The sequence below is a fragment of the Bacillus sp. B28 genome, assembly GCF_029536185.1.
Lineage (GTDB): Bacteria > Bacillota > Bacilli > Bacillales > Bacillaceae > Bacillus > Bacillus halotolerans.
In genome coordinates, this window is record NZ_CP120511.1 from 1,500,702 (window position 1) to 1,518,735 (window position 18,034).

The following is an 18,034-nucleotide window of genomic DNA, read 5'->3' on the forward strand; positions in this document are numbered from 1 at the left end:
TAACCAGAAGTGACTGAAATAGGACGTGAACCAAAGAAAAAGCGCAAAGGAAACAGAGCAATCAGAATGAATCTGTATTTCCTGGCGGTCTTTGTTCTATTTACTGCATTAATCTTTAAGCTTGGCGTTGTTCAGATTGTCGAAGGCGAACAGCATGAAGAAAACGCTAAGAGAGCTAATGCGAAGACAGCGTATTATCCAGCGCCTCGGGGGAAGATGTATGACAGAAACGAGAAAGTGGCTGTTGAGAACCAGAGCGTGCCGGAAATTGTGTATGTCTCAACATCAAGCACAAAAACAGAGGACAAAATCAAAACAGCTAAACGGCTTGCCGCTTTGATCGATATTGATACCGAATTTTTAAAGGATAGAGATTTACGTGATTACTGGCTCGCTTCTCATCCAAAAAAAGCTCTCGGCCTGTTAAAGGAATCTGAAAGCAATCTGAAGGGGACACAGGCCTATAAGCTTCAAGTTGAACGCGTCCCGGCTGAAGAATTGAAGGCCATCCAGCGGGATGACGAAGAAATGCAAACCGCGGCCATATACACAAGATTTTCAAGCGGGAATGCGTATGAACCTCAGATTGTAAAAGCGATGGACCCAAATGACAGCAACGGCAACGGCAAAAACGGATCATTGCTTGATGAAAAGAAAAACTCCTCGCAAAGACCGAAAAATGATTTAACATATGATGAAATTTCTATTGTGTCTGAGCATTTAGAAGAGCTGCCGGGGATAGATGTCGTAAACGATTGGACACGAAAATACCCTTATGACAAAACACTTTATTCCGTTTTTGGAGGTGTCACAACACCTGATCAAGGGCTGCTCAGCGACCGGAAAGACTTTTATGTTACGAGAGGCTATGCGAGTAATGACAGAGTCGGCAAAAGTTATTTGGAGTATCAATATGAGGACTATTTAAATTCTCATAAAGAAAAAGTGGAATACGTGGAAGACAATAAAGGAAATGTCGTCAGCCAGAAAACAATCGACAAAGGCAGCCGGGGCTATGATCTTCGGCTTTCATTTGACATGGAGCTGCAGGCAAAGGTAGAAAAGATTGTTGAAGAAGAAGTGAGAAATAGCCGCGCGCGCGGAAACTATATGCTTGACCGGGCCTTTGTTGTGATGATGGATCCGAATAACGGCGATATTTTATCGATGGCAGGAAAAAAGATAGATTTAGAAACAAATAAGATTCAAGATTATGCGATCGGTGCTTTTACAACCCAATATGAAATGGGATCAGCTGTTAAGGGTGCAACCGTTCTCGCGGGCTATCAGGATGGGATTCCGCATTATAAATATTTCCATGATGCGCCGATGCATTTAGGAAGGAAGCTCATAAAAAAATCTTACACAAATATGGGAACCATCAATGAATTAACGGCTTTGCAAAAAAGTTCAAACGTATATATGTTTAATGTTGCTATGCATATAGCTGGGGTAACGTATAAGCCGTATGGACCGCTTCCTGCTGATCAGAAGGATCTGCTCAAAATGAGAAATTACTACAGCCAGTTTGGCCTTGGAGTCAAGACTGGTGTTGACCTGCCGCAGGAATCTGCAGGAATGCAAACGACACCTGATGTTGTAGGGGGCTTAATTTTAGACTTGGCCATCGGTCAATATGATACATACACACCGCTTCAGATGGCACAGTACATTTCGGCAATCGCAAATGGCGGGTACCGCATACAGCCTAGAATCGTCACAAGTATCCATAAACCCAGCAGTAAAGAGGAGCTTGGAAAAACAATTGAGCAAAGAAAGCCCAACATCCTGAATAAAATCAATAATACGGAAAGTGATATTCAGCAAGTGAAAACTGGAATGAAATTAGTTACAACTTCGGGGACCGCTAAAAATACTTTTACAGAAGACGTGTCTGGAAAAACGGGAACAGCGGAAACATTTTACTACGGCACAAATCAAAATTGGTGGGGAAAAAGGACATACAATCTAACATTTGTCGGCTATTACCCATCGAAAAATCCAAAAGTTGCATTTAGTGTGGTTGTACCTTCAGTAGCAAACGATCACGATCCGATCAATAAGTTAATCGCCAAAAGAGCCATACACGCTTACGCAGAGCTCGAAAAGAAAAATAGCGAAAAATAAAAAACAGGGTGCACATCTGACAGATTGTGTGCCCTTTCTTTTCCTCAAAAATTAGAGATCACTATAAGAATAGAAGGAGAATACTCATTTTCTAGCGAATCATACTAGGTAAAAGTCAATCTGTAAATGTCGAACATGATAATCATGCAAAGGAGGGATTCTGTGGAACAGGATACGCAGTATGTTAAGCCATTTCAAACGAAAACCGATATTCATGCAGTCTTGGCTTCTAATGGACGCATTATTTATATATCAGCCAACTCCAAACTGTATCTGGGTTATCTTCAGGGAGAAATGATCGGATCATTCCTCAAGACATTTCTGCATGAGGAAGACCAATTTTTAGTTGAAAGCTATTTTTATAATGAACATCATCTGATGCCGTGCACCTTTCGTTTCATTAAAAAAGATCATACGATTGTATGGGTGGAGGCTGCAGTAGAAATTGTGACGACGAGAGCTGAGCGGACGGAACGGGAAATCATTTTGAAAATGAAGATTCTCGAAGAAGAGTCCGGGCATCAGCCTCTTACCTGCGAAAAACATGAAATTGAGCCTGCGAACCCGGAATCAACTACATATATAACGGATGATTATGAGCGGCTAGTTGAAAATCTTCCAAGCCCGCTATGCATCAGTGTCAGCGGCAAAATCGTCTATGTAAACAGCGCGATGCTTTCCATGCTGGGAGCAAAAAGCAAGGATGCTGTTATTGGCAAATGGTCCTATGAATTTATTGAGGAAGAGTATCATGATATCGTGAAAAACAGAATTATACGAATGCAAAAAGGAATGGAAGTCGGAATGATTGAACAGACGTGGAAAAGGCTTGATGGCACACCTGTTCATTTAGAAGTGAAAGCGTCCCCGACCGTCTACAAAAACCAGCAGGCTGAACTGCTTCTGCTAATCGATATCTCTTCAAGGAAAAAATTCCAAACCATCCTGCAAAAAAGCCGTGAACGATATCAGCTGCTGATTCAAAATTCAATCGATACTATTGCTGTGATTCATAATGGGAAATGGGTGTTTATGAATGAGTCGGGAATTTCGCTGTTTGAAGCGGCGACCTATGAGGATTTAATCGGCAAAAATATATACGATCAGCTCCACCCTTGCGATCATGAGGACGTGAAAGAGAGAATCCAAAACATTGCCGAGCAAAAAACAGAATCGGAAATCGTTAAGCAATCATGGTTTACCTTTCAGAACAGGGTCATCTACACGGAAATGGTCTGCATTCCGACGACCTTTTTCGGTGAAGCGGCTGTCCAAGTCATTCTGCGTGATATTTCTGAGAGAAAACAAACAGAGGAACTCATGCTTAAATCAGAAAAATTATCTATCGCAGGACAGCTCGCAGCGGGAATCGCGCATGAGATCCGCAATCCGCTTACCGCGATTAAAGGGTTTTTACAGCTGATGAAACCGACGATGGAAGGAAATGAACATTATTTTGACATTGTATTCTCTGAGCTCAGCCGAATTGAATTAATACTCAGTGAACTGCTGATGCTGGCAAAGCCCCAGCAGAATGCCGTGAAAGAGCATTTGAACTTGAAAAAACTAATCGGTGAAGTCTCTGCGCTGCTGGAAACCCAGGCGAATTTAAACGGGATTTTCATCAGAACCCGTTATGAGAATGACAGCATTTATATAAACGGGGACCAAAATCAGCTGAAGCAGGTATTCATTAATTTAATAAAAAATGCAGTAGAATCTATGCCTGACGGAGGCACTGTAGACATTATCGTAACAGAGGATAAGCATTCTGTTCATGTTACCGTCAAGGACGAAGGGGAGGGCATACCTGAAAAGGTGCTCAACCGTATTGGAGAACCATTTTTAACGACAAAAGAAAAGGGAACAGGGCTCGGGCTGATGGTAACATTTAATATCATTGAGAATCATCAAGGCGTTATCCATGTAGACAGCCAGCCGGATAAAGGCACAGCGTTTAAAATCTCATTTCCAAAAAAATAAAACAACGGCTTAAACGCCGTTGTTTATATCGTCTGCATCGATTCCCTTTTCTTTAGTACAAATAATTCTAAACGATCTAATCCTTCTCTTAATGTGTCCAGCGAGTATGCAAAAGACAGCCTTACATATCCTTCACCAAACGCTGAGAACGAGCTGCCGGGCACAAGCGCCACACCAGCATCCTCCAAAAGAGCCATACTAAAGTCAAACGAAGACATCCCAAAGGATTTAATAGAAGGAAAAATATAAAATGCGCCAGACGGTTTTACGACATCAAGACCCATCGACACGAGGCGGTCATACACATAATCGAGCCGTTTTTTGTACTGCTCTCTCATGATCAGGGCGTCGTCAAATCCGTTAGTCACAGCTTCAAGCGCTGCCTTTTGAGAAATAGAGGACGCACATGACACATTGTATTGATGAACCTTTAAAATGTGTTTTGCTATGTCTTTCGGAGCGAATAAAAATCCGATTCTCCATCCCGTCATGCTGTGGGACTTTGACAAGCCATTAATGACAATGGTTTGATCCCGCAAATGTGTTGCAATCGAATGGTGCGGTCTGTCATATGTTAATTCGCTGTATATTTCGTCTGACAATACGAAGACATTTCTGCCTTTTAATAGAGCCGCGATGCTTTTCAGCTCTTCTTCAGATAATGTCACACCGGTAGGGTTTGACGGATAAGGAAGCACGACACACTTGGTATTGGGAGTCAGAGCTTCTTCAATCAGCCGGGCTGTGAGTTTAAACCCGTGAGACGTCGTGTCAACAATGACAGGCTTGGCACCGCATAAATTGATAATAGGTTCATAACCCGGATATATCGGACCTGGCATAATGACTTCATCGCCGGGAGACAGAATGGTGCGGAATGCTGCATCAATGGCTTGGCTTGCTCCTGTTGTGATCATTATTTCACTTTCAGCTTCATAGTTGAAGTCTGCTTTTTTCTTCATATAAAGCTGAACAGCTTGTCTCAATTCCAGGTAGCCGGCATTTGGAGTGTATGACGTAACGTTGTCATCAATGGCTTTTTTTGCGGCAGCTTTCACATGATGCGGCGTGAAAAAATCAGGCTGGCCGATCGTAAGTGAAATGACATTTTCGTGTTGAGATACAAGATTTGAGAATTTGCGTATTCCTGAAATTTCAATCTCTCTGGCTTTCGGATTCAGCAAATGTTCCATAATTCATCACCTTAATATATATAATGAGTTTCTCCTATTTTACCACTAGCTGGCCATTTGTCACCTTTTTAACCGATATATTTCGATTGTATGCGCCTATTTACTAAACATACCTTCCTTCTCAGAAAAAAAGAAGACAACCAGCGATTTGATTGTCTTTATTGTATCATGTTCTATTATTGTTTATATGTGCCAATTTCATCAATAACCATAGTCAAAATGAAGGTCTTCGTGCCAAATCATGTACGGGGGATGCTCTTCTTGAAGATCAGCAGATTCTTTCTTCATATGAAGATAAGTCTCTTCACTGATATCCTCTAAAACAGTCATTTCATTTTCTTTAAATATTACTAAAGTACCCATTATTTACACCCTTCTTTGGAAAAATCCTTGACTATTTTATCACTGTCAGTTGGAAAGTCAATGGTCATTAGGAAAAAAGTTTCTTTTTTTAAGGTTATCAGCATAACTGTCGCCAGAATAGGATTTTGAAGAGCCTCACCATTCATTTTTCATAATTTTCGCCGATATATACAGTACAATACTGAATGCGAATAGCGAGGGATTGAATTGTCGTTACAACAATACGAAATTTTATTGGATTCTGGTACAAATGAATTAGAAATTGTGAAGTTTGGCGTTGGTGGCAATGCTTTCGGCATTAACGTCATGAAAGTGAGAGAGATTATTCAGCCTGTCGAGGTCACATCAGTGCCTCACTCCCACCAGCATGTAGAAGGAATGATTAAACTAAGAGGAGAAATTCTCCCAGTCATCAGCCTGTTTTCCTTTTTCGGGGTGGAGCCTGAGGGATCAAAAGACGAGAAGTATATCGTAACTGAATTTAATAAGCGAAAAATTGTTTTCCATGTCGGGTCTGTTTCTCAAATTCACAGGGTTTCATGGGAAGCGATTGAAAAACCGACTTCCTTAAATCAAGGAATGGAGCGGCATCTCACAGGCATAATCAAACTGGAAGAAACGATGATCTTTTTGCCTGATTATGAAAAAATCATCTATGATATCGAATCAGACTCAGGTGTTGATACGTACAATATGCATACCGAGGGCTTTGATGAAAGAAGAACTGATAAAAAGCTTATCATTGTAGAAGACTCACCGCTTCTGATGCGCCTTTTAAAAGATGAATTAACCGAAGCTGGATACAACAATATTACAGCGTTTGAGAATGGAAAAGACGCATATGACTATATCATGAACCTTACCGAAAGCGGCAATGATTTAACAGAACAAATCGATATGATCATCAGTGATATTGAAATGCCGAAAATGGACGGACACAGGCTGACAAAGCTGCTTAAAGACAATCCGAAGAGTTCTGATGTGCCGATTATGATTTTCTCATCATTAATTACAGATGATTTGCGTCACCGGGGAGAAGTGGTCGGCGCCGATGAGCAAATCAGCAAGCCGGAAATCAGCGATCTGATTAAAAAAGTGGATACGTATGTGATCGATTAATAAAAAAAAGCCGGATGCCATAAGTGGCATCGGCTTTTTTTATTAAAAATAACTCTCGCCGAGTTTCTTAAAGACAGGCTTATGATAAGCGGGCTGCTGGCGATTCGTCACAAGCGGCTTTTCTTTCATGCCGACGTATTTTTGCAATAGGTGTTTTGCTTTTGTTAAAGACATTTGAGCTTTTGGATTTCGGTACGACTGATTAAGTGTACCTAAATGCGGAAGATGTTCGAAGTCTTCTTTAGTTGGAGGCATGTGAAAATAGTAGTCTCCGATTGAGATAAGCACGTCCGATTGCTGTTGGCTGAACCTTGGATTTTTTGAAAAATGAAGCCCTATTTTCTTTCCTTTACCTTCTTTGACAAGCTTTTGCAAAGCCCGTTTTTTCAGCAGATATAGGTATTTAGGGTTGGGGGCGGTTTTTGCATGGCGGTTCACAGTGTAAACTGCTTTTGAAAGATTTTCTACGGTTGGCTGCAGATCTTTCGAGTATGCATGGTCGTCCATTATTTCTCTCCTTTGCTCTTATCAAATTTCTTATGATTAGATTATACTTTTTTAAGGTTGAAATGCAAATATTGAATGCAAAAAAGCGCTTTTTCTATGGGAAAAAAGCGCATTTTCAACTTATATTATACAGATTTTGCTTTCTTTCTCGGCTGAGCCTGAAATGTTTCCTGTACATTCACTTCTACAGCCTGCGCACTGTATTTTGGCAGTGCGACAAAATAGAAAATGAAAACAGCTAAAATGAAAACGCCCATGCCGTAATACAGATAATCGATGTTTGATACAAACTTAGGGAATAACAGCGCCACTAAGCCAAGTGTCAAAGACTGCGCAAACATCATAAAAGGATCTTGCCAGCCGCTTACACGTCCCATCAGCTTCGGATGGACAATCTTAGGCATCCATCCCCCAATGGCGATGTTTACCGGACCGATGCACATCCCCAGTACAAAAGTAGTTGCATAGTACACCCATAAAACTTTGGTGTAGCCAAGGACAAAAATCAGCAAGCCCGCAATTAAAATCGGCACCGACATTAAAAAGTGAGGCTTCACTTTTTTAGAGATTAACGTGCCGATCACACTTCCTGCCAAAAGACCAAACCCGATTGCGATCGTAAATACGGATGTATGCCATTCATAACGGTCGGGGGCCAGTCCATACTTCATTGTAAACATTGGCAATACAGCAAATCCTCCGTTCACAAAACCAAAAACAAAGAAACCGAAAATAAGAGAGGCCAGCAGCTTGTTTTTTAAAATGTAGACAATGCCTTCCTTAAAATCGTTTATCGAATCCTTGACGGAAGCTTGTCTCCAGTTAAATGTGCCGTTCGGCTGTCTGGCTTCTTTCGGAATCCGGCAGGTGCGGATAAGCATGCCGGAAATAATAAAGCTGACAAAATCAAGAATAATCGCTCCATGAATTCCGATTGTGTTATACATAAAAGCACCGATTCCAACGCCAAATACCATAAAGATACTAAAAAGCATCTGATTAAGCCCGGCCGCTTTCGCATAATGCTCCTTCGGCAGGATGGCTTGTACTAAACTGTTTTCTGCAGGAAAGAAAAACTTGGTTACAGCGCTTCTGACAAACAAAATACAGAAAACAAGAGGAATATTGCCGGTAAATAAAGTGAAAAAAAGTACGACAGTCAGGGCGGCTCTGATCCAATCACAGTTTTCCGCGACTTTTTTTCTGTCAAACCGGTCCGCAACGACTCCCACAAGCAAAAACACAAATACTGTAGGAAGGGAATACATCAGTTCAGCCAAGGTTGTGTAAGAAGGCTGGCTGCTGAAGCGGTCCAGCAAGAAAAAAGCAAATGCCATGTTGCCTACTGTCGTGCCCATTTGAGAAGCGAGTGCTGCGAAAAATAGACGAACAAAATTACGATTTTTAAATATATCCATAAAAACGCTCCTTACCCTAAAGGTCCCACTTTATCATATTATAAACCGCCTGTTTTTGAAACAAATAAGAAAACATTACCGGTTAATCATGACTCTTGTTCCGTTTGGCACAATTGAAGCGAGTTCTAGAACATCTTTGTTATGCATGCGGATACAGCCTTTAGACACAGCCTTGCCAATCGAAGCGGGATTATTCGTTCCGTGTATTCCATAGTGCTGCCTTGAAAGGCTCAGCCAATAAGCACCAAATGGGCCGCCGGGATTGCGTTGGCGGTTAATAATGTAGAACTCGCCAGTTGGTGTTTGTGTCAGTATTTTACCGACGGCGATCGGATAAGTTTTTATTACCTGATTATTTTGGTACAAAGTAAGGGTTTTAGCCCCAATAGAGACTGCAATATGATATGGGATCGTATTTGGGTCTGGCAGACCGGGGATGACAATGCGCTGTCCGGCGATAACTCCTGATTGCAGCGATGGGTTGGCTTGGATCAAAGCAGCAGTGCTGATTCTGAAATCGGCCGCGATGCTGGTGAGTGTATCGCCTTGTTTAATCTGGTACGTAAGCAGTTTCCTCATCCTCCCTTTTTTATTTATAAGTATTGATGAGGAACCCATTCTGCTACATTAAGTTGTGCTTTTTAATGTAAAGACTGTGATTTCAGGTTTAGCCAGAAATCGCAAAGGCAGTCTCGTCATCCCGAGGCCGCGGTTCACATAAATATGAGTGTCGCCTGTTTGGTACATTCCTTCGGTATAGACTTTTCCGTACGGAGGCGTAATAAGCGGTCCGTAGAAGGGCAGCTGGATCTGCCCGCCGTGTGTGTGTCCGGATAGCTGCAGATTGACAGGATATGTTTTTGTATTCAAGGCAGCATCAGGCTCATGGACGAGCAAAATGGAAAAAAGCCTTTCGCTTAGTTTCGATAGGGTGCCTTCATAATCGGGCTTGCCGAGCATTAAATCATCGAGCGCAGCGATCTCAATTTCGCTGCCGTCTGTGAGCGTCAATTTTTGATAGGCGTTGCGGAATACCGTAAAACCTCCTGATGACATCAGGCTTTTATAAGCATCGGTTCCATAGCCGCCGTGATCATGATTGCCGTAAACACAAAACTTGCCGAAGGGTGCTTGCAGCTTTCTCAAAAAAGGAATCACTGCCTGATAATGTTGATACGTATCAGGGTTATCGATAATATCCCCGGTAAAAACAATTAAATCAGGCTTAGTTTCATTGATCGTCAGGATGACAGTTCTAAAGTCTTCAAGCGTAAAATAATCGCTTAAATGTGTATCACTGAACTGCACGATTTTAAAACCGTCAAATCCATGGGGAATGAGAGAGCTTTTAATCGTGTGTTTAGTAGTCTCAATCATATGCGGTTCCAGATAGCGGGCATAGCCATATCCCCCGCTGGCCGTTAAAACCCCGGCCGCAAAAACGCCGAGCGTTCCTTTTAAAAATTGTCTTCTGGACATCTTTTTCATTTCAAACCAACCTTTAGTAGAGTTTTTCTATTATATCACCTGTAACTTGAAAAAATCTCATCTTAGCATGTACTGACAGAAGCTTGCGTATAATGGTAGAATAATATTGAATGAATACTCATTCATAACAGGAGGGATCATACAATGGAAAAAAAGGTTGTTATTATTACCGGCGGGTCAAGCGGCATGGGAAAAGCAATGGCAAAAAAACAGGCCGAATTGGGCTGGAATGTCATGATAACAGGGCGGAACCATGAAGCACTTGAAGAAACAAAAAAAGAAATTGAAACCTTTGAGGGCCAAGTTGCCTGTTTTCAAATGGATGTCCGTTCTGATTCTGGGGCAGCACAAATGGTTGCAGAAGCGTTACATGTGTTTGGGCGTCTTGATGCACTTATTAATAATGCGGCCGGCAATTTTATTTGCCCGGCAGAAAAGCTCACGCCCAATGGATGGAAAGCGGTAATTGAGATTGTATTAAATGGCACGTTTTTTTGCAGCCAAGCCGCAGCCAGGCACTGGATTGAGCATCAGCAGAGGGGTGTTATTCTAAATATGGCCGCCACATATGCGTGGGGAGCGGGAGCGGGGGTTGTTCATTCCGCTGCGGCAAAAGCTGGCGTATTGTCGCTCACTAGAACTCTCGCCGTAGAGTGGGGCAGTCAATACGGAATCCGTACAAACGCGATTGCACCCGGTCCAATTGAACGAACAGGCGGTGCAGAGAAGCTTTTTGAATCAGAAAAAGCGATGTCCCGAACGATGAACAGTGTGCCGCTCGGCCGGCTCGGCACACCCGAGGAAATCGCCGCCTTGGCCGCGTTTATGCTTTCTGATGAAGCGTCCTATATGAATGGGGAATGTGTCACTCTGGATGGGGGGCAATGGCTGAATCCTTATCCGTTTTAAAGCATATTAAACTTTGGATTCAATGTGGTATAATCAGACAAAGATAGAGAAGCAGGTGATAACATGTTGGATCCACTTGATATTTTAACGAACATTGATGATGTCCTCCCATATTACCAGGCGATTTTCAGTGCCGAGGAGCAGAAAATCGTCGGATATGAGGTGCTGGGACGTATATTGGCAGATTCAGAAATTCAAAGTCTCGGACCCTTTTTTTTAGATGCAGGGATACCCGAAGAATATAAGTTAGAGGTTGATAACAGAATTATCCGCCAGGCTCTTGACCGCTTTTTAGAAGCGGATTCTGATCTGCTGATTTTTATGAATCAGGATGCCAATCTTTTAATGCTTGATCACGGCGAAAGCTTTCTTGAGCTTCTGAAAGAATATGAAGCGAGAGGGATCGAACTTCATCGTTTCGTGCTTGAAATTACAGAGCACAATTTTGAAGGGGATATTGAGCAGCTTTACCATATGCTTGCCTACTATCGTACATACGGAATCAAAATTGCAGTTGATAATATCGGAAAAGAAAGCAGCAATCTGGACAGAATTGCGCTGCTATCGCCAGATTTGTTAAAAATCGATTTACAGGCGCTGAAAATCTCACAGCCATCTCCGTCTTATGAGCATGTGCTGTACAGCATTTCATTATTAGCAAGAAAAATCGGTGCGGCGCTGCTTTACGAAGATATTGAGGCGAATTTTCAGCTTCAATACGCATGGAGAAATGGCGGCCGCTATTTTCAGGGCTATTATTTGGTGTCCCCGTCAGAAACGTTTTTAGAGAGAGATGTATTGAAGCGAAGACTTAAGACTGAATTTCACCAATTTATCACACATGAGAAAAAGAAACTAGAAACCGTCTATGAGCACTCTGAACAGTTTTACAAACGGGTGCACCAGGCTGTTACATCATTGCGAAAAAACAGCCAGTCTCCGGATGATGACTTTATTAAAAAGCTGGCGGAAGAGCTGACGGACTGCAGCTTTAGAATTTATATCTGTGATGGAGAAGGCGATCAGCTGACTGGAAATGTTTTTAAACAAGACGGAGAATGGATTTACCAGCCGGAGTATACGGAGAAGAACTGGAGCTGGCGTCCTTATTTTCTGGAGAACATCATGAGAATGAGAAACCTCAGAAAAGGGTTTTTCAGTGATTTGTACAGCGATTTGGAAACAGGCGAAATGATCAGAACGTTTTCATATCCGATGGATGATCAAATATATTTGTTTATAGACCTGCCGTATTCTTATTTATATGAGCAGGATGGATTGATTTAAACGGCTGAAGAGCCGTTTTTTTTATGAATTGAAAAAAATATCAAAAAACGATTGACATTGATACTGAGAATCATTATCATTTAATTATAGAGAGAAGCTACTCTCTGTTCCCCAACCCCTCTATCAGATCAAGATCCGAAAAGCTTGGCGCTACCCCCGCCAAGTTTTTTATTTGTCAACGCATAAGACAATCCATAGAAACAATAAACCTTATTAGTGGTAAACAACGGCACTAGGAGGTACAAACATGTTCAAAAGGAGCAATAGGCTGCTTATTGACCTTCCAACCCCAGAACATCCTGACCCAAATTCGGCAGCGGCGGTTCAAGAGCTGTTAGGCGGCAAATTTGGTGAAATGTCCACTCTCAATAATTATATGTTCCAGTCCTTTAACTTTCGCAGCAAGAAAAAATTAAAACCGTTTTACGATCTCGTATCAAGCATTACCGCTGAAGAATTCGGCCATGTTGAGCTTGTGTCTAATACGATATCTTTAATGCTGACAGGTTCGACATTTAAAGGTGATCCCGACGTTTCACCGATGAGAGATGCAAAAAATAAACGAAATTCCCTGCATTTTATTGAAACGGCTCAAACGTCTTATCCGTTTGATTCGATGGGGAAAGCCTGGACCGGTGAAAATGTGTTTAACAGCGGAAATCTGGTGCTGGATTTGCTCCAAAACTTTTTCCTGGAATGCGGCGCCCGAACTCACAAAATGAGAGTGTATGAAATGACTGATCATCCGGTGGCCAGAGAAATGATCGGTTATTTGCTCGTGCGCGGCGGCGTTCATATCGTGGCGTATGCCAAAGCGCTTGAGATTGCGACTGGCGTAAATATCGGCAAAATGCTTCCGATCCCGAACCTTGATAATAAACATTTTGATACAGCCAGAAAATTCGAAGAGCAGGGAATTCATACGAAGCTGTATACATTCAGTGATACGGATTACAAGGATATCAATAAAATCTGGAAAGGTGAGCATCCGATAGACGGCAGTGAGCTTCATGTCATTGAGGGAAGCCCTAAGGGAGCGCCCGTTCCTGATTTCAGAGAAGTGCCGGAGGAATTTGCTCCCGGGATTTCAAAAGAGGATTTTGACGAAATTGCAAAAAGGCTGTTGGATTCTGCCGGAATATCAAAAAAATCATAATTGTGTGTATGACATTCCAAAAAAAGCCTCAAACTACGTAAAAATAGTTTTTTCACTTTTTTTCTTTTCTTAAATTCAGCAGGGAAAATGCCATCCTGTCCGACTTTATGGTATGATGCTCAATAGAACTTGTATTATAATAAATACTTGTTGATTTGAAGTTGTTTTTTGAAAGGAGTCTTTTTTTAGAATGTCACAATTAATGGGTATCATCACACGGCTGCAAAGTCTGCAAGAAACGGCGGAAGCGGCTAACGAGCCAATGCAGCGCTACTTCGAAGTAAATGGTGAGAAAATATGCAGTGTTAAATATTTCGAAAAAAATCAAACGTTTGAACTGACGGTTTTCCAAAAAGGTGAAAAGCCGAACACATATCCGTTTGATAATATCGACATGGTTTCAATCGAAATCTTTGAACTTCTGCAGTAAGACTCTTGATATAGGGGAAACAAGCTTTCGCTTTGCAGCATGTAATCGAAATAAACGGTAAGGAACATACTTGTTTCATGGTTGTAAATCCTTGAAAAGGAGTGTCGTCGTGGCCGATTCTTTTCTGTTTTATAATCTTTCAGAAGCACAGATGACCTTTCAAGATGTGATGGAACGGCTTAAAGCCTTTATTCGAAGGGATCCCCGTTCTTCATATGTGTTATCGATCGGAACCGATTCACAGGTTTATCGTGATTACACAAAGTTTATTACTGCATTACATTTGCATCGTACAGGCAAGGGAGCTTGGGGCTGCTTGAAAAACCACGCAGTCGACAGACCCATACATAGCCTTCGTGAAAAGATTTCGTTAGAAACGGCGTACAGTCAAGAAACAGCCGCCTATATTCTGGATGGACACTTGATGGATATTACCGATCTGCTCCTGCCTTTTACAGGCGAAGGGGCGGATCTTACATTTGAGGTTCACTTGGATATTGGGAAAAAAGGGCTTACAAAAGAACTGATTCAAGAAATGACAGGGCGCATAACTTCAATGGGGATTGAGGCTAAAATCAAACCGGATTCATACACAGCCTTCAGCTATGCAAATCGTTTCACAAAATAATTCCGGCTCGCAAGCCGAGGGAAATGTCGAATTATGCGGTTGACGATTGTTTTCTGATTACTTATTCTAGCGGTAGAGCTGAAAGTAAGTTTTCTTGCTTTCAGAGGTATTCAGTATAAAACAGGGGGCCTGATTACGAATGAGTCTTATCGGTGAACGATTTACAGAAGAAGAACAAAAACTTCTGCTGAATATCCTGATCAACCATGAGTATGCTATCGAGCTTTTAAGCAGTGAGATCAACGATATAGAGACAGGAACCAAAAACGTTGACGGAACCACCTACAAAAAACTTGTAACGCTATACGACCGATTTCGATTTGAAAATTAATGGCACACCTTATAATTGATACTCCTCCAAAGAGTATCTTTTTTATTGAAGGAAACTTTTCGACAAATACTGATAAAGTTTATATTATTGTAGTATAGGGAATGTATGTGTTGATGAAAATGAAAAGGGGTCGAAAACATGATAAGCTTGCAATCAGATCAGCTTCTTGAGGCAACAGTTGGACAATTTATGATTGAGGCGGACAAAGTAGCGCACGTTCAAGTTGGAAACAACCTGGAGCACGCTTTATTAGTGCTGACAAAAACAGGGTACACTGCCATCCCGGTGCTGGATGCGTCATATCGTTTACACGGCTTAATAGGAACTAATATGATCATGAACAGCATTTTTGGTCTTGAAAGAATTGAATTTGAAAAGCTTGACCAGATTACCGTTGAGGAAGTTATGCTGACTGATATTCCGCGTCTTCATATAAATGATCCGATTATCAAAGGATTCAGCATGGTCATTGATAACGGGTTTGTTTGCGTTGAAAATGATGATCAGGTCTTTGAGGGGATTTTCACAAGAAGAGTGGTTTTGAAGGAATTGCATAAGCATATTCGCTCATTGAACAAGTAGGCTGCTCAGCCTATTTTTTATTATATTTGCAGAGCAATAAAGAAAGCGCATACATAAATTAGGGTGAAAAGGACTTGAATCATAAACTAAGATTTTATTAGAATAGAAGATAAGAAAAACTTATTGACAATAAAAAGGAGGACGACATGCAGCTTCAAGAGCTTCATATGCTCGTAGTTTTAGCTGAGGAGTTAAATATGAGAAAGGCGGCGGAACGGCTTTTTGTATCCCAGCCGGCTTTATCTCAGCGTTTACAAACCATTGAAAAGGCGTGGGGGACAAAGATATTTTTAAGATCCCAAAAAGGATTGACGGTAACGCCGGCCGGAGAGAAAATCATTCAGTTTGCGAATGACGTTACGTTAGAGCAGGACAGAATTAGAGAAAATATCGATGAGCTCGAAGGAGAAATTCACGGCACACTGAAGCTTGCCGTCGCCTCCATCATCGGCCAGCATTGGCTTCCTAAAGTTCTAAAAACGTATGTGGAAAAGTATCCGAATGCAAAAGTCTCGCTCATTACCGGCTGGAGCAGCGAAATGCTGAAAAGTCTTTATGAGGATCAGGTTCATATTGGCATTATTAGAGGAAACCCCGAGTGGAAAGGCCGCAAAGACTATTTAATGACAGACCATCTGTATTTAGTCGACACTGAAATCTCTTGTATAGAAGATATTGCTCATACAGAACGGCCGTTTATCCAATTTAAAAGCGACAGCACTTATTTTCAGGAGATTCAGCATTGGTGGCATCAAAAATTTAAAACGTCGCCAAAACAGACTATATTGGTTGATCAGATTGAAACGTGCAAACAGATGGCGCTGCACGGGATCGGATATGCGATTTTGCCGTCTGTTACCCTTCAGAACGAAGACAAAGTCAATAAAATGCCTCTGTTAGACGTGAAAGGCAACCCTATCGGGCGGGATACCTGGTTATTAGGCTATGAACCTGCTTTTGAACTGAAGCAAGTTCAAGCTTTTGTTTCAGTTGTAAAGGAGATGCTTGATCAAGAGCACCCATTTTAAGAGAAAAGACAGCACAAGGCTGTCTTTTCTTATTTATATATTGACAATGAAAATCATTATCATTTAAAGTGATACATATGATATTGAAAATCATTATCAATTATGAGGTGATAACATGGCAAAAGCCTTGATTACATATGCCAGCATGTCAGGAAATACCGAAGACATTGCCGGAATTATAAAAGATACACTGCAGGAATATGGTTTAGACATTGATTGCATCGATATGGATGACGCGGAGGCATCGTCTCTGACTTCTTATGATTATGTGCTCATTGGCACCTACACATGGGGAGATGGCGATTTGCCTTACGAAGCAGAGGACTTTTTCGAAGAGGTTCAGCAGCTTCAGCTGAACGGTTTGAAAACAGCTTGCTTCGGCTCGGGGGATTACTCTTATCCAAAGTTTTGCGAAGCTGTTAATTTATTCAGTGACATGCTGCAAGAGGCGGGAGCTGCTGTCTATCAAGAAACACTTAAAATTGAGCTTGCCCCTGAAACGGATGATGACGTGGAAAGCTGCAGAGAATTTGCAAGAGGTTTTCTTGCATGGGCAGACTTTGTGAACAAGGGAAAAAGCCATGTTTCATAAAGGGGCGACAGCTGTTGCGGCATCGGCGTTTTCTGGCTATTTTGTGGCAGTGAAAAGAGAAGGCATTTTTCATTATTCTTTGGAACAAGGCTGGAAAAAGCTTTTTCATTTAAAAGCGAAAATACACTGCATCAGTTATATCGGTCCTTACTTATTCGGTGTCGGTGAAAAGGGAACGATCATTCGTTCATCTGACGAAGGGAAAAGCTGGACGATGTCGAGCTTCCCGACAAATGCGACAGTGTGGTCGATGACCGGCAGGAGTGATGGATTTGTTTGCGCCCATGGCAAGCATTGCATTTATGTATCAGAAGACTTCGGTATTTCGTGGCGGGTTGCCAAACCCTTTGCGGAATTTGAACATCCGCCTGTTATTCGTTCACTGTGTCTGCATGGCGGGAATCTTTATATTGGTACACAAATACACGAATGTTTCGGAGGGATTTGGGCTTACGATTTCAAACAAGGCGCTGTCCGAATGGTAAAAAAAGAAGACAGCCGTATGACGGCATCCATGCTTGTGTTCGATGATAAATGGCTGGTTGCTGCAATGGGCTCTGCAAAAGGAAAGCGCGGAGCCGTCACTGCACAGCATATTTCAACGGCTGAAGAAGTCACGATACATTCCAGCATGATCAAAAAGGAAGAATCGTTTCTTGATATTTCAGAGGATGATGGCATTATTTATGTCACAACGGCTCAAGACGAAAATGGCTATTCGAGGATTTATCAGGCTGATCTTGAGGCCCGAGAGCTAAAATGGTTCGATACCATTAAAGGTCATGGATGGAGAGTCGCCAATCAAAGAGAAAATTTCTTTTGTGCAGGCTTGTATGAATGTAAATTTGTCCAGCCGTACGAAGTTTCAGCAATGATTCATTAGAGGAGGAATA

Annotated in this window: 18 protein-coding genes and 1 pseudogene; 13 read left to right on the forward strand and 6 right to left on the reverse strand. The window is 41.8% G+C overall.

Features of this window, described 5'->3' with window-relative positions; all coding sequences use genetic code 11:
- Positions 1-9 precede the first annotated feature (9 nt).
- On the forward strand, positions 10-2,127 hold the full coding sequence (locus tag P3L57_RS07575) for a peptidoglycan D,D-transpeptidase FtsI family protein (RefSeq protein WP_059292872.1): 2,118 nt from the start codon (positions 10-12) through the stop codon (positions 2,125-2,127).
- Positions 2,128-2,289: 162 nt separating this feature from the next.
- A complete protein-coding gene (gene kinA, locus P3L57_RS07580; RefSeq protein WP_069486476.1) occupies positions 2,290-4,110 on the forward strand; it encodes a sporulation histidine kinase KinA in 1,821 nt (606 codons plus the stop codon).
- A 9-nt stretch (positions 4,111-4,119) separates the two neighbouring features.
- Here the strand turns inward: kinA and P3L57_RS07585 are convergent.
- Both P3L57_RS07585 and P3L57_RS07590 read right to left on the reverse strand, forming a co-directional pair.
- A pseudogene (locus P3L57_RS07585) lies at positions 4,120-5,303 on the reverse strand (aminotransferase A).
- A 201-nt stretch (positions 5,304-5,504) separates the two neighbouring features.
- Entirely contained in the window at positions 5,505-5,666 is a 162-nt protein-coding gene (locus P3L57_RS07590; protein ID WP_003238943.1) for a hypothetical protein, read from the reverse strand.
- 207 nt (positions 5,667-5,873) lie between these two features.
- On the opposite strand from P3L57_RS07590, the gene cheV reads away from it, so the two are divergent.
- Entirely contained in the window at positions 5,874-6,785 is a 912-nt protein-coding gene (gene cheV, locus P3L57_RS07595; RefSeq protein ID WP_024121210.1) for a chemotaxis protein CheV, read from the forward strand.
- Between the two features lie 42 nt (positions 6,786-6,827).
- Here the strand turns inward: cheV and P3L57_RS07600 are convergent, their stop codons facing one another.
- The 4 genes from P3L57_RS07600 to P3L57_RS07615 form a co-directional block, all read right to left on the reverse strand.
- Positions 6,828-7,292: a YkyB family protein gene (locus tag P3L57_RS07600; protein WP_024121211.1), complete on the reverse strand. Its 465-nt coding sequence runs from the start codon at positions 7,290-7,292 to the stop codon at positions 6,828-6,830.
- Between the two features lie 125 nt (positions 7,293-7,417).
- On the reverse strand, positions 7,418-8,710 hold the full coding sequence (locus P3L57_RS07605; RefSeq protein ID WP_069486477.1) for an MFS transporter: 1,293 nt from the start codon (positions 8,708-8,710) through the stop codon (positions 7,418-7,420).
- Positions 8,711-8,785: 75 nt separating this feature from the next.
- Positions 8,786-9,280 (reverse strand): L,D-transpeptidase family protein, encoded by a 495-nt coding sequence (locus tag P3L57_RS07610; RefSeq protein ID WP_081638296.1) that lies wholly within the window; start codon positions 9,278-9,280, stop codon positions 8,786-8,788.
- Between the two features lie 57 nt (positions 9,281-9,337).
- The gene (locus P3L57_RS07615; protein ID WP_059292869.1) at positions 9,338-10,198 is read right to left on the reverse strand and encodes a metallophosphoesterase; all 861 of its coding nucleotides are present in this window, start codon (positions 10,196-10,198) and stop codon (positions 9,338-9,340) included.
- Positions 10,199-10,342: 144 nt separating this feature from the next.
- Here P3L57_RS07615 and fadH point away from each other — a divergent pair, with 144 nt between their 5' ends.
- From fadH to P3L57_RS07665, 10 genes are all read left to right on the forward strand, one after another.
- Positions 10,343-11,107, forward strand: a complete 765-nt coding sequence (fadH, locus tag P3L57_RS07620) for a 2,4-dienoyl-CoA reductase (protein ID WP_059335882.1) — start codon at positions 10,343-10,345, stop codon at positions 11,105-11,107.
- Between the two features lie 63 nt (positions 11,108-11,170).
- The gene (locus P3L57_RS07625) at positions 11,171-12,394 is read left to right on the forward strand and encodes an EAL domain-containing protein (protein WP_024121218.1); all 1,224 of its coding nucleotides are present in this window, start codon (positions 11,171-11,173) and stop codon (positions 12,392-12,394) included.
- A gap of 247 nt (positions 12,395-12,641) precedes the next feature.
- Complete coding sequence (locus P3L57_RS07630) at positions 12,642-13,550, forward strand: manganese catalase family protein (protein ID WP_069486478.1); 909 nt, start codon at positions 12,642-12,644, stop codon at positions 13,548-13,550.
- A gap of 190 nt (positions 13,551-13,740) precedes the next feature.
- Complete coding sequence (locus P3L57_RS07635) at positions 13,741-13,980, forward strand: YkuJ family protein (protein WP_003218671.1); 240 nt, start codon at positions 13,741-13,743, stop codon at positions 13,978-13,980.
- 109 nt (positions 13,981-14,089) lie between these two features.
- Positions 14,090-14,608: a ribonuclease H-like YkuK family protein gene (locus P3L57_RS07640; RefSeq protein ID WP_024121220.1), complete on the forward strand. Its 519-nt coding sequence runs from the start codon at positions 14,090-14,092 to the stop codon at positions 14,606-14,608.
- 139 nt (positions 14,609-14,747) lie between these two features.
- Positions 14,748-14,939: an AbrB antirepressor AbbA gene (gene abbA, locus P3L57_RS07645; RefSeq protein ID WP_003218673.1), complete on the forward strand. Its 192-nt coding sequence runs from the start codon at positions 14,748-14,750 to the stop codon at positions 14,937-14,939.
- A 138-nt stretch (positions 14,940-15,077) separates the two neighbouring features.
- A complete protein-coding gene (gene cbpB, locus P3L57_RS07650) occupies positions 15,078-15,521 on the forward strand; it encodes a cyclic-di-AMP-binding protein CbpB (RefSeq protein ID WP_044156071.1) in 444 nt (147 codons plus the stop codon).
- A 146-nt stretch (positions 15,522-15,667) separates the two neighbouring features.
- On the forward strand, positions 15,668-16,549 hold the full coding sequence (ccpC, locus tag P3L57_RS07655) for a transcriptional regulator CcpC (RefSeq protein ID WP_044156069.1): 882 nt from the start codon (positions 15,668-15,670) through the stop codon (positions 16,547-16,549).
- Between the two features lie 115 nt (positions 16,550-16,664).
- Complete coding sequence (locus P3L57_RS07660; RefSeq protein ID WP_059292864.1) at positions 16,665-17,141, forward strand: flavodoxin; 477 nt, start codon at positions 16,665-16,667, stop codon at positions 17,139-17,141.
- Entirely contained in the window at positions 17,131-18,024 is an 894-nt protein-coding gene (locus tag P3L57_RS07665) for a WD40/YVTN/BNR-like repeat-containing protein (protein WP_059352840.1), read from the forward strand. Before P3L57_RS07660 ends, P3L57_RS07665 begins: the two co-directional genes overlap by 11 nt.
- The last annotated feature ends 10 nt before the right edge of the window (positions 18,025-18,034 follow it).

Excerpts from the sequence above, each read along its gene's own strand:
- P3L57_RS07590 (WP_003238943.1), bottom strand. The coding sequence starts at position 5,666 with ATGGGTACTTTAGTAATATTTAAAGAAAATGAAATGACTGTTTTAGAG.
- P3L57_RS07600 (WP_024121211.1), bottom strand. The coding sequence starts at position 7,292 with ATGGACGACCATGCATACTCGAAAGATCTGCAGCCAACCGTAGAAAAT.
- P3L57_RS07605 (WP_069486477.1), bottom strand. The coding sequence starts at position 8,710 with ATGGATATATTTAAAAATCGTAATTTTGTTCGTCTATTTTTCGCAGCA.
- P3L57_RS07615 (WP_059292869.1), bottom strand. The coding sequence starts at position 10,198 with ATGAAAAAGATGTCCAGAAGACAATTTTTAAAAGGAACGCTCGGCGTT.
- fadH (WP_059335882.1), top strand. The coding sequence starts at position 10,343 with ATGGAAAAAAAGGTTGTTATTATTACCGGCGGGTCAAGCGGCATGGGA.
- P3L57_RS07625 (WP_024121218.1), top strand. The coding sequence starts at position 11,171 with ATGTTGGATCCACTTGATATTTTAACGAACATTGATGATGTCCTCCCA.
- P3L57_RS07630 (WP_069486478.1), top strand. The coding sequence starts at position 12,642 with ATGTTCAAAAGGAGCAATAGGCTGCTTATTGACCTTCCAACCCCAGAA.
- P3L57_RS07635 (WP_003218671.1), top strand. The coding sequence starts at position 13,741 with ATGTCACAATTAATGGGTATCATCACACGGCTGCAAAGTCTGCAAGAA.
- abbA (WP_003218673.1), top strand. The coding sequence starts at position 14,748 with ATGAGTCTTATCGGTGAACGATTTACAGAAGAAGAACAAAAACTTCTG.
- cbpB (WP_044156071.1), top strand. The coding sequence starts at position 15,078 with ATGATAAGCTTGCAATCAGATCAGCTTCTTGAGGCAACAGTTGGACAA.
- ccpC (WP_044156069.1), top strand. The coding sequence starts at position 15,668 with ATGCAGCTTCAAGAGCTTCATATGCTCGTAGTTTTAGCTGAGGAGTTA.
- P3L57_RS07660 (WP_059292864.1), top strand. The coding sequence starts at position 16,665 with ATGGCAAAAGCCTTGATTACATATGCCAGCATGTCAGGAAATACCGAA.
- P3L57_RS07665 (WP_059352840.1), top strand. The coding sequence starts at position 17,131 with ATGTTTCATAAAGGGGCGACAGCTGTTGCGGCATCGGCGTTTTCTGGC.